The organism is Pseudomonas cuatrocienegasensis (assembly GCF_900110925.1).
Classification (GTDB): domain Bacteria; phylum Pseudomonadota; class Gammaproteobacteria; order Pseudomonadales; family Pseudomonadaceae; genus Aquipseudomonas; species Aquipseudomonas cuatrocienegasensis.
This window is the reverse complement of sequence record NZ_FOFP01000009.1, coordinates 199,246-210,892: the sequence shown is the minus strand read 5'-3', so window position 1 is coordinate 210,892 and position 11,647 is coordinate 199,246. Positions and strand designations below refer to the sequence as shown.

The window sequence follows — 11,647 nt, the reverse complement described above, 5'->3', positions numbered from 1 at the left end:
GCCCATCGATAACAACCGCGCCGAAAACGCCATCCGCCCGTTTGTCATCGGCCGCAAGAACTGGCTGTTCAGCGATACGCCCAAAGGTGCCACCGCCAGCGCCCAGATCTACAGCCTGATCGAAACCGCCAAGGCCAACGGGCAAGAACCCTACGCTTGGCTGCGCCATGTGCTTGATCGTCTACCGACCGCCAGCAGCGTTGAGGACTACGAAGCGCTGCTACCGTGGAACTGCTCTCCAGCGCCTGCCTCTGCTTCCTGAAAACAAACTCCGTCCGCCAGGACGGGGTTTATGGAGCGCTTACTAAGCAGCAGCCAAGGTATTTATTTCGGGCACTTGACTGCAGTTCTCAGTCGCGTTTCTTGCGGTTTACCGTTTGCGCTGCGCTCATCACGTCGGCGCCGATATCGGCCTCGAACTGCTGCCATACCGGACGCATCGCGGCGCGCCAGGCCTCGCGTTGTTCAGCCGTCAGGGTGATCACGGTGCTGGTCCCGGCGCTCTCGATCCGCCGCCGATCCGCCTGGTTAGCCTCTTCAGCCTGGCGATTCACCGCATAGGTGACCTCGTCGATGATGCCTTCGAGCTCTGTGCGGATCTGGTGCGGGATGGCGTACCAGAAGCGTGAATTGCTCACTAGCATGTAGTCGAGCACACCATGGTTGGTTTCGGTGATGTAGGGCTGCACGCTGTGCAACTTCTGGCTGTAGATATTCGACCAGGGGTTTTCTGCGCCCTGCACCTTACCGCTTTGCAGCGCGCCGAAGACCTCCTTGAACGGCAACTTCAGCGGCGTAGCGCCCAGTTGGCTGAACTGCGCGTCGAGTACCGCCGAGGGCTGAATGCGGAAGGTCAGGCCAGCAGCATCGCTCGGCACCTGCAGGGCACGGGTTGCCGAGAGCTGTTTCATGCCGTTGTGCCAATAGGCCAGGCCGACGATGTTGTGCTTCTCCATGGAGCGCAGCAACTGGCGGCCCTTGGCGCGTTTCTGAAAGCGGTTGACGGCCTCCAGGTCGTCGAACAGAAAAGGCAGGTCGAATACTTGCAGTTGCTTGGTGTACTGCTCGAATTTGGCCAGGGACGGCGCCAGCATCTGCACATCGTTATTGCGCAGCGCTTCGAGCTCATCGGCATCGCCGTACAGGCTGGAGTTGGGGTAGACCTCGACCCGGACCTCGCCAGGCAGACGTTCCTCGACCAACTGTTTGAACATCAGGGCACCCTGGCCCTTGGGGGTGTTGTCAGCGACGACGTGGGCAAACTTGATAACCAGCGGGCCGTTATCCGCCAGCGCGCCGCAAGAGGCGAACGCCAAGGCACAGGCAGCCAGGCTGAGGAGAGAGGTACGCATGTTAAGTATCCTTTTATTTTTATTGGCGAAACCCGGCACGGCGCAACCCGTGCAACAGGTCTTGTGAGCGCATGCAGCGCCCATCACTTGACCTACTTTACATCGCAATACCTGTGCCGGGCTGCTGCCGCTCGCGCAGGTGTGAAGCACTGTGCAAAACCACTCGGCGAAGCTCGCGTGCATAGGCGGAAAACTGCCTGGCGATGCGTCTGGATAGGCGGTTTTATGCCCATCCTCCGCTGATTTAGCTGTCCGTACGGCGGTTCTTCTCCGCGATCCATTGGGACATGTACTGGGTGCTCTTGTGCGCATGATGGCGCAGCATGGCGCCGACGAAATTAGCCTGACGCTGCCCCTCGCGTTCGCTGGCAAGACGCAGCAGGCGCTGGACCAGTTCCATCCCGTGGGCCTCACGGTCGAAGCGGGTCTGCAAAATGGCATAGCCGGCCTGTTGCGCGCGGGCCCAGGCGTCAGGTTGCTCATGCAAGCTGACCGCAGCGTCAGCAAAAGCGTGGGCATCGGCAACCACCGCGCCCGGCCAGGGCAGGGCACCGGCCATACCTTCGCTGCCGATGGTGGTGGTCACGCTTGGCGTGCCACAGGCCATGGCATCGGCCAGCTTGCCCTTGATCCCGGCGCCAAAGCGCAGTGGCGCCAGGCACACCCGCGCGGCCCCCATTACCTCATGGGCATCGCTCGCCCAACCGCGTACCTGGAACCCCAGGGCAGGGGCATGCAACGCAGTGGCCTTCGGCGGCGGGTAAGCGCCGTAGACGTGCAGCTCAGCTCGCGGCAAACGCTGACGGATCAACGGCCAGAGCCCATGGCGTAACCAGAGCACGCTGTCCCAGTTGGGCGCATGGCGAAAGTTACCGATGCTGACGAAGTGCGCACGCTGGGCAAAGGGCAGGGGCTGCTGCCGAGGCGGGATCAGCATCAGTGGGCAATGGTGCAACAGCGCGGGCGGGACAGCGAAAGGCCCCTGCAACATCTGCATCTCGTAATCGGAAATCATCAGGGTGAGGTCGCTGCGGTAAATCGCGGCGATTTCCCGCTGGGCGACATCGCTGCCAGCCATCTGGGTATAGAGCGTGGCCTGGTCATCCAGCACCGCACCGACCTGCTGTCGCTCGCGCTCATTCGCGCAGATTTGTTGACGGGCTTTCAGGCTGCGCTGACGAGCATCGCGCAGGCTATGCAGGTCGCTGGTATCCAGCACCCGCAAGGCCTCTGGGCAGACGCGCTCGACGCGCCAGGCGAACTGCTCCTCGGTGAAGTAGCGATCAAACAGCACCAGGTCCGGCTGCAGCGCCGCGACGAACCCATCGAAACTGTCGCAATTGAGGCGGATCGAGACTTCTGGGACGTCGAGGCTGGCCAGGTCCAGACGGTGTTCGGACAGCGCCGCAGCGCTGGCAAAGGTCACCGGCCAGCCCTGGCGGCGAAACAGCTCGATCAGCTCGACCATACGGCTACCAGCAGCCGAGGAGCAGGGCTCCGGCCACACATAGCCGATGATCAGGACCTGACGCATGGCTCAGCGGCGGGCGTTGCGCACGGCGCGGGTCGCGGCCACCAGCAACAATGCCAGCAGCGCAGTGACGCCCACCAACGTCCAGACAGTGAACGGAAGGCCGAGGATGCTGTAATCGTTCTGCCCGCAGATACCAGCGCTCATAAACATACCCGGCAGGTACTCATGCAGCGGCAGGTACTGGCTGTAGAACGGGAAGGGGGAGCAACTGAAGCTCTCCAGTACACCGGTTTCGATCAGCACCAGATGAGCATTGTCGTACACCGCCATGCCACTGCCTGCCAGCACCAGTGGCCAGAGCAGCAGTTGCAAAGGGCGCACACGCAAGCGGATGGCCACCAGCAGGGCGAAGGTCAGCACTGCAACCAGGCTCAGCCACAGGCGGATCTGCACGCACAACGTGCAAGGCTCCCAACCGAAGGCGTGCTGCAGAACAAGTGCTGCTGCGAGCATCAGTACGCTGGCAAGCAGGGCGAGGGACAACAGGGGGACAGCAGGCCGCGAGGTGCGCATAAACGGTTCTCCAATAGGCGCCAGGGCTAAAAGCCGCACAGCTTACACCGCCGGCGGCGCTTTGCCGCGCGTCAAGGCGACGCAATTGTCAGTACAGCCGACTGGAGGCAGGGTTTATTTAGCCAAGTGGCATTGGCACATAAAATCGACAGTACCGATGCCGTGGGCACCTGGGCTTTGCCGGAGTGGGAATATCGCTGCGCCATAGCAGAAGGAGCCATGGGATATGGAGCAATGAGCCGCTGCCGCCCCCATGAGTTACTCAACGCCGCTGAGTAACGCCAGCCTACGCCGCCTTGGCCGGCACTTGCCGCCTGTCGAGCCAGCCACTCCACAAGGTCAGCAGCAGGCCGATGCCGACCATGATCGCGCCAGCCCACGGCGTGGCTCCCAGCCCCAACCGGGATTGCGCCACGAGCCCGCCGATGAAAGCGCCCAGCGCAATACCGGCGTTCGCGGCCGACACATTGATGGTTGAGGCGATATCGACATTTCCGGGCTGATAGCGCGCGGCAAGTTGTACGACATAGAGCGCCAGCCCCGGCACATTGCAGAACATGAGCGCGCCGAGCACACCCAGCGTGAGGATCGAACCGAGCATCGACGATGCGCTGAAGGTGAAGATCAGCAGCACCGTTGCCTGGGCGCCGAGCATCAGCGTCAGCGCCGGCACCACGGCCTGGTCGGATACTCGTCCGCCGAGGAAATTGCCAACTATCACCGAGACCCCGTAAAGCGCCAGCATCCAGGTCACGCCATTCGGCGTGAAGCCGGTGATCTCGGCCAGGATGCTGGGGAGGTAGGCAAAGGCCACGAAGGTGCCGCCCCAGGCGCAGAAGTTCATGCCGAAGGCGATCAGCAGGCGTCCGTTGCCAAGCACTTTGATCTGCTCGATGAGACTGCCGGGCGGCGCAATGTCGATGTTGCGCGGCAAGGTGGTGGCCATCGCAAGCAAGGACGCGAGACCAATGGCTGCGACGAACCAGTAGGCCATGGGCCAGCCCAGACGCTGGCCGATAAAGGTCGCCAGCGGCACACCGGCCGCAACCGCGATTGTCAGGCCGCCGAATACCATCGCCACAGCCGAGGCCCGCCGGTCTTGCGCCACGAAGCTCGCCGCGATAGCCGCACCGACGCCGAAAAAGACGCCGTGCGGCAACGCGGAGACGATGCGCGCGATGATGAGCACGTCATAGCTCGCGCTCAAGGCCGCGGCCGCATTAGCGACCACGAACAAGGCCATGATCGCGAGCATCAACGCCTTACGCGAAAGACCTCCAGTCAGGGCCGCCAGGATCGGTGATCCGATGCTGACGCCCAGCGCATAGCCGCTGACGACCAGCCCAGCGCGCGCCAGATTGACGCCGAAGTCATCGGCTATCTGCGGCAGGACACCGATACTTGCGTATTCGGTGGTGCCTATCGCAAATCCCCCGAGCATCATGGACAGCAACGCGGGCAAGGTGCTGCGCCCTGTGGAAACAGCTTGCATAAGAACGCCCCCAAAGGTCTGTTGGATTGACCTTTTGGAGCGTAGAGAGAATGGCTGTGGTGAAATAGATAGCTTAAATTCAATTCATAATTGAAATGGATTCACCGAATGTCTCGCCAGAACATCAACCGTGCCTTCGAGATGGAAGTGTTTGTCACGGTGGTCGCGACCGAGGGCTTCACCGCGGCCGCTGAGCCACTGGGCATGACTGCCTCGGCCATCAGCAAGCTAATCAGTCGGCTGGAGATGCGCTTGGGAGCGAAACTGCTCCATCGCACGACGCGCAAACTGCAACTCACGCCCGAAGGAAGTGCCTTCCACGACCGTTGCCTACGCATCCTGGATGACATCGGCTGCGCCGAGCACGAAGTAGCACAAGCGCAAGCGCCGCGTGGTCGTATCCGCGTCAACAGTCAGGTGGCGCTCGGCGTCCATTACCTATTGCCGCTCTTGCCGGAATTCCTGCAGCGTTACCCTGACGTACAACTGGACGTGGTGCTCAGCGACACGGTCGTGGATCTGCTCGACGACCGCAGCGACGTTGCCATTCGTACGGGGCCGTTGCCGGACTCGTGCCTGAGTCAACGCCACCTCGGCGCCAGTGGCGTGGCAGTGGTCGCATCCCCCGAGTATCTACAGCACGCGGGCCTACCCATCCACCCCGACGATCTGCGCCGGCATCAATGCTTGGGCCTCAGCTATGCGCGACATATCGATGCCTGGCCCTTCACCGACCGTCATGGCGAGAGGGTTGCGATTTCGCCGTCAGGCCAGCTACGCCTGGGCGATGGAGAGAGCCTGCGCAAGATGGCATTGGCTGGCCTCGGCGTGGCCCGGCTAGCGCGCTACCACGTCGCTGCCGATCTTGCCGCCGGCCGGCTGGTGTGCGTGCTGCAAGACTGGAACCCTGGCGACATAGAGGACATCCATGCGCTGTTCGTTGGGCCTGGCCGGCACGTACCGGCCAGAGTTCGGGTGCTGCTCGACTTTTTGGCCGAGCGGGTGGCGAAAGAGTTGCCTTGAAGCGCAGCGCAGTATTGCCAGCGCAGATGCTTTTCCAAGGCCATGCCTGAGTTAGCTGTTGTATCCATCAATCGCGTTGCAACAACTATGGACATCGCCTTTTCCAACGGCTTATCAGGCTTTCACCCTAAGGCGCTTCGCTCATCCGGGTTCTCCCTGAGCAAACACCTCTTTGGCCGCGGCCAAACCATTCAAGGCAGCCGGGAATCCCGCATAAACGGCCATCTGCATGATGGTTTCCAGGACTTCCTCACGGGTTACGCCGACATTCAGAGCCCCCTGGATATGCACCTTGAGCTGTGGCGTGGCATTGCCCAGGGCAGTGAGTGCAGCGATGACGGCGATCTCCCGGCTTTTCAGGTCCAGGCCCGGCCTGGAGTAGATATCCCCAAACGGAAACTCGATCAGGTAGCGTGCAAAGTCTGGGGCAAGGCCTTGCAGGCTTTCCAGCACACGTTCACCGGCCTCACCGTCAATTTCTCGAAGTTTTGCCAGGCCCCGGTCGTAGCGACTTTCTGTGTTCATCAGCATGTCCTTCAGTAGAGGGGGAGAGCGACGCCAGGGACTGCTCGAACGCGCGGTAATATTCGACCTTTGCCTGCAGGGCTTGGGCAGATTGGCGCAGCGCGTCGATAGCGGAAAGAACATCCGTCAGGTGGTCTTCCAGCATCAGCCGGCGCTCCGGCACCGTTGAGTCCCCAGCGCCACGTAACCTTGCGAACGCCTGCATCTTGCCGATGGGCATATTGGTGGTTCGCAAGCGCAGCAGGAATTCGATCCAGGCCATGTCCGCTGCCGCATAACGCCGCTGCCCTCCGGCTGCTCGGGCGATCGGCGTGATCAGGCCGATACGTTCGTAGTAGCGCAGGGTGTAGGCCGTCAGACCGGTGCGTTTGGCGACTTGGTGAATGCTCAGATGGGATTCCATGGGACGATCCTAAAAGTTGGAGTGCGCTCTAAGTCAAGCGCCGCAGTGCCTAACCATAGCTGCGCTGCATCAGCCTTGTAGCCTGGGTCGAGCGAAGCGATACCCGGGGCAGCGTCAAGCACATCAATAAAAAAAGCCCACGACCAGGAGTACCGGTCGTGGGCTAAAAGGGTTGATCCGTTAGGACAACCCAAGGAGCTAGGGTCTGTTGCCGTTTCGTCGCGGGCCCGGACGAAACGACAACAGAGTTAGATCATCCAGCCACCGCCAAGGGCTTTGTACAGGGCGACGATGCCGCGGTAGACGTCAACTTCCGCCTGGGCTTGGGCGTCTTCGGCGGCCAGGCGTTCGCGTTCGGCGTCGAGCAGCACGAGGAAGTCCACTTCACCTTCGCGGTAGCGCACCCGAGCCTGGGCCGCAGCGGCGCGGCTGGCTTCGGACTGGCGGGCGAGGGCGAGCAGGCGTTGTTGCCGTTGGCCGTAATCGCTGAAGGCGTTTTCCGATTCTTCCAGGGCCAGCAGCACCTGTTGCTCGTACTGCGCCAGGGCACCGTCGGCTTCGGCTTCACGACCGCGCAGGCGCGCTCTTACGCTGCCCAGGTCAAATGCCGCCCAACTGATGCTCGGGGCAACACCCCAGGCACGCGACGCCGAGGAACCCAGCTGTGAACCACGCCCGGCGGTAAAGCCCAGGAAGCCGGCGACACTGACCCGTGGGAACAGGTCGGCAGTGGCCACGCCAATCTCGGCGGTTGCCGCAGCCAGCGCGCGTTCGGCAGCGCGAATATCCGCCCGGCGGCGCAGCAGCTCACCCGGATCGCCAATCGGCAAAGCCTTGGCAATGGCCGGCAACGGCTGCGGCGACAGGTCGACAGTCAACTGGTTGGGCCGTTCACCGAGCAGCGTGGCGATGCGATTGATGGCGCGCACCTGCTCAGCCTGCAGCAGCGGCAGGCTGGCTTCGGTCCCGGCCAGGCGGGCGTCGGCACGCAGCACGTCGAGTTCACTGCCCACCCCGGCTTCACGCAACTGCTCGGTAATCTCCCGTGACTCCTGCTGGTTGCTCAGGTTGTCGCGGGCGATACCTTCGCGCAGTTGGGCACCGCGCAAGGCGCCGTAAGCATCCACCAGCTCGGCGATCAGGCTGACCTGCACTTGCTGGTAGTCCGCTTCGGCTACCTCGATTTGCGCATCGCTGGCCTCCAGTTGGCGCTGGATACGGCCGAACAGGTCCAGCTCCCAGGCCATGTCCAGGCCCAGGTCATAGCGTTCGCTGCGTTCGCGCTGCTCACTCACGCCAGGCTGCTGAGCCTTGCCGAATTCACCGCTGGCGCGGCTGGTAACCGTGGGCAGACGATCGTTGGCGATGTCCTCGCGAATCGCCCGCGCTGCACGCAGGCGGCTGAAGGCGATGCGCAGTTCACGGTTGCCTTCGAGCGATTGGCGCACCAGTTGATTCAGCGTCGGGTCCTCGAACTGCTGCCACCACAGGGCTTCGAATCGCGACTGGTCATAGTTGTCGCTGGCCTGTTTGAGCGTCAGCGGCTGGGTCTCGGGTTGCTGGTAATCCGGGCCAACCGCGCAGGCACTGAGGGCCACCACCAGCAGGCTAGGAATCAGTGCTTTCATACCTGCACCTCCTGCGCTGCAACACCTTTTTTAGCCTCACGCCGTTCGACGAAGGCGCGGATCAGCACGTAGAACACCGGGGTCAGCAGCAGGCCGAAGAAGGTCACGCCGAGCATGCCGCTGAACACCGCCACGCCCATGGCATGACGCATTTCCGCACCGGCACCGGTGGAGATCACCAGCGGCACCACCCCCATGATGAAGGCGAAGCTGGTCATCAGAATCGGCCGCAGACGCAGGCGGCAGGACTCCAGCACTGCGGCGACACGGTCCAGGCCTTCCTCCTGTTTTTCCTTGGCGAACTCGACGATCAGAATGGCGTTCTTACAGGCCAATCCGACCAGGACGATCAACCCGATCTGGGTGAAGATGTTGTTGTCACCGCCGGCCATGATCACCCCGGCAATCGCCGACAACAGGGTCATGGGCACGATCAGGATCACCGCCAGCGGCAGGCTCCAGCTTTCGTATTGCGCCGCGAGCACCAGGAACGCTAGCAGCACGCAGAGCGGGAAGACGAACAGCGCGGTATTGCCGGCGAGGATCTGCTGGTAGGTCAGCTCGGTCCACTCGAAGCTCATGCCATTGGGCAGCTCCTGCTTGAGCAACCGGGCGATGGCCGCTTCGGCCTGCCCGCTGCTGTAGCCAGGCGCCGCCGCACCGTTGATTTCCGCGGTGATAAAGCCGTTGTAGTGCATCACCCGATCCGGCCCGGAGCTGTCGCTGACCTTGACGAAGGTCGACAAGGGCACCATCTCGCCACGGTCATTGCGCACCTTGAGCTGACCGATCTGCTCCGGTTCCAGGCGGAACTGCTGATCAGCCTGCACGTTCACCTGATAGGTGCGGCCAAAGCGGTTGAAGTCGTTGGCATACAGCGAGCCCAGGTAGATCTGCAGGGTGTCGAAGATCTGGTCGATAGGCACACCGTGGGTCTTGGCCTTCTCGCGGTCGATGGCAGCATCAATCTGCGGCACGTTGACCTGATAGCTGGTGAACAGTGACATCGGGTCCAGCTCCGGCAGCTCACGCGCCTTGGCCAGGATGTTCTGGGTCTGGATATACAGCTCGTCGTAACCCAGGTTGCCACGGTCCTGCACCTGCAGGCGGAAGCCGCCAATGGTGCCCAGGCCCATCACCGGCGGTGGCGGGAAAATCGCGATAAAGGCGTCCTGGATGGCACCAAACTGGCCATTCAGCTCGCCGGCAATCGCCCCAGCAGCCAGCTCCGGCGTCTTGCGCTGGTCGAAGTCCTTGAGCGTGACGAAGACGATGCCGCTGTTCGGGCTGTTGGTGAAGCCGTTGATCGACAGGCCCGGGAAGGCCACGGTGCTTTCCACGCCCGGGTGCTCCAGGGCAATGCTGGACATGCGCTTGATCACGTCTTCGCTGCGGTCCAGGGTTGCGGCATCAGGCAACTGGGCAAAGGCCACCAGGTACTGTTTGTCCTGCGGCGGCACGAAGCCGGTCGGCGTGGTGGCAAAGCCCAGTACAGTCAGGCCCATCAGGCCCGCATACACCACCAGGGCGATGCCGCTCCTGCGCAGCACGCGGCTTACGGTGCCGACATAGCCACGGCTGGCACGCTCGAAGAAGCGGTTGAACGGGGCAAACAGCCAGCCGCCAAACAGCCGATCCAGGCCACGGGAGAAGCGGTCCTTGGGTGCATCGTGGCTTCTCAGCAGCACCGCAGCCAGGGCAGGGGACAGGGTCAGCGAGTTGAACGCCGAGATCACCGTGGAGATCGCGATGGTCAGGGCAAACTGCTGGTAGAACTGCCCGCTCAGGCCCGAGATAAAGGCTGTGGGCACGAACACCGCACAGAGCACCAGGGCCGTGGCGATGATCGGCCCGGTGACCTCACGCATGGCCTGGCGGGTTGCCTCCACCGGCGTCTTGCCGAGGGCGATGTTGCGCTCGACGTTCTCCACCACAACGATGGCGTCATCCACCACGATGCCGATGGCCAGCACCAGACCGAACAGCGACAGCGCGTTAAGCGAGAAGCCGAACATATGCATCACCGCGAAGGTGCCGATCAGCGACACCGGTACGGCGGCCAGCGGAATGATCGAAGCACGCCAGGTCTGCAGGAACAGGATCACCACCAGCACCACCAGCACGATGGCTTCGAGCAGGGTGTGCACCACCGCCTCGATGGAGCCGCGCACGAAGATCGTCGGGTCGTACACGATGGAGTAATCGACGCCCTCCGGGAAGCTGGTTTTCAGTTCGGCCATGCGCTCGCGCACTGCATCGGAAATGGCGATGGCGTTGGAGCCAGGGCGCTGGAAGATCGGGATGGCCACCGCCGGCTGGTTGTTCAGTAGCGAGCGCAGGGCGTACTGGCTTGAGCCCAGTTCGATCCGTGCGACGTCACGCAGGCGGGTGATCTCGCCGTTGTCACCGACGTGGATAATGATGTTCTCGAACTCTTCCTCGCTGACCAGACGGCCCTGGGTGTTGATCGACAACTGGAAACTGTTGCCCGCATCGCTCGGTGGCGCACCCAGGGAGCCTGCCGCAACCTGGCGGTTCTGCTCACGAATGGCGGCGACCACGTCACTGGCGGTGAGGTTGCGCGAGGCGACCTTGTCCGGGTCGAGCCAGACCCGCAGGGAATAGTTGCCCAGGCCGAACAGCTGCACATCGCCAATGCCGTCCAGCCGCGCCAGCTCGTCCTTGACGTTGAGCGCGGCGTAGTTGGACAGGTAGAGCATGTCGTAACGCTCATCCGGCGAGGTCAGGTGGACCACCATGGTCAGGTCCGGCGAGGACTTGTCCACGGTCACCCCGAGGCGCTGCACATCGGTCGGCAGCGTCGGCAGGGTACGGGTCACCCGGTTCTGCACCTGCACCTGAGCGTTATCCAGGTCGGTGCCCAGGGCGAAGGTTACGGTCAAAGTCAGACGGCCGTCGTTGTTGGCCTGGGACGACATATAGAGCATGCCTTCCACGCCGACGATGGCCTGTTCCAGCGGCGAGGCGACGGTCTCGCCGATAACCTTGGGGTTGGCGCCAGGGAAGTTGGCGCGCACCACCACGGTGGGTGGTACCACTTCCGGGTATTCACTGATCGGCAGTTGGAACAGCGAGATGGCGCCGCCGATCAGAATGATCAGCGACAGCACCGCAGCGAAGATCGGTCGCCGGATAAAGAATTGCGAAAAGTTCATG

The 11,647-nt window shown here is 62.6% G+C and carries 10 protein-coding genes; 2 read left to right on the top strand and 8 right to left on the bottom strand.

Annotated features, from left to right (window positions below):
• Window positions 1–262, top strand: a 262-nt coding sequence (locus tag BMW49_RS14425; RefSeq protein ID WP_139205702.1) for a transposase domain-containing protein, incomplete at its 5' end; no start/stop codon positions are given.
• An 88-nt stretch (window positions 263–350) separates the two neighbouring features.
• Here BMW49_RS14425 and BMW49_RS14420 read toward each other — a convergent pair.
• The 4 genes from BMW49_RS14420 to BMW49_RS14405 all read right to left on the bottom strand — a co-directional run bounded on the left by BMW49_RS14420 (window position 351) and on the right by BMW49_RS14405 (window position 4,891).
• Window positions 351–1,352 carry a TRAP transporter substrate-binding protein gene (locus BMW49_RS14420; RefSeq protein WP_069517161.1) on the bottom strand — a complete coding sequence of 334 codons (1,002 nt, stop codon included), beginning with the start codon at window positions 1,350–1,352 and terminating at the stop codon, window positions 351–353.
• Window positions 1,353–1,596: 244 nt separating this feature from the next.
• Entirely contained in the window at window positions 1,597–2,886 is a 1,290-nt protein-coding gene (locus BMW49_RS14415; protein WP_069517162.1) for a glycosyltransferase, read from the bottom strand.
• Window positions 2,887–2,889: 3 nt separating this feature from the next.
• Window positions 2,890–3,399, bottom strand: coding sequence for a disulfide bond formation protein B (locus BMW49_RS14410; protein ID WP_069517163.1), 510 nt, complete (start codon window positions 3,397–3,399; stop codon window positions 2,890–2,892).
• A 286-nt stretch (window positions 3,400–3,685) separates the two neighbouring features.
• Window positions 3,686–4,891 (bottom strand): MFS transporter, encoded by a 1,206-nt coding sequence (locus tag BMW49_RS14405; protein ID WP_244168346.1) that lies wholly within the window; start codon window positions 4,889–4,891, stop codon window positions 3,686–3,688.
• Between the two features lie 108 nt (window positions 4,892–4,999).
• On the opposite strand from BMW49_RS14405, the gene BMW49_RS14400 reads away from it, so the two are divergent.
• The gene (locus tag BMW49_RS14400) at window positions 5,000–5,914 is read left to right on the top strand and encodes a LysR family transcriptional regulator (RefSeq protein WP_069517164.1); all 915 of its coding nucleotides are present in this window, start codon (window positions 5,000–5,002) and stop codon (window positions 5,912–5,914) included.
• A gap of 141 nt (window positions 5,915–6,055) precedes the next feature.
• Here the strand turns inward: BMW49_RS14400 and BMW49_RS14395 are convergent, their stop codons facing one another.
• The 4 genes from BMW49_RS14395 to BMW49_RS14380 all read right to left on the bottom strand — a co-directional run bounded on the left by BMW49_RS14395 (window position 6,056) and on the right by BMW49_RS14380 (window position 11,646).
• Window positions 6,056–6,439: a carboxymuconolactone decarboxylase family protein gene (locus BMW49_RS14395; protein WP_069517165.1), complete on the bottom strand. Its 384-nt coding sequence runs from the start codon at window positions 6,437–6,439 to the stop codon at window positions 6,056–6,058.
• Window positions 6,387–6,842 carry a MerR family transcriptional regulator gene (locus tag BMW49_RS14390; protein WP_069517166.1) on the bottom strand — a complete coding sequence of 152 codons (456 nt, stop codon included), beginning with the start codon at window positions 6,840–6,842 and terminating at the stop codon, window positions 6,387–6,389. The genes BMW49_RS14395 and BMW49_RS14390 overlap by 53 nt, the downstream gene beginning before the upstream one ends.
• 248 nt (window positions 6,843–7,090) lie before the next feature.
• Window positions 7,091–8,470 carry an efflux transporter outer membrane subunit gene (locus BMW49_RS14385; RefSeq protein WP_069517167.1) on the bottom strand — a complete coding sequence of 460 codons (1,380 nt, stop codon included), beginning with the start codon at window positions 8,468–8,470 and terminating at the stop codon, window positions 7,091–7,093.
• On the bottom strand, window positions 8,467–11,646 hold the full coding sequence (locus BMW49_RS14380; protein ID WP_069517168.1) for an efflux RND transporter permease subunit: 3,180 nt from the start codon (window positions 11,644–11,646) through the stop codon (window positions 8,467–8,469). The genes BMW49_RS14385 and BMW49_RS14380 overlap by 4 nt, the downstream gene beginning before the upstream one ends.
• Between the last annotated feature and the right edge of the window lies 1 nt (window position 11,647).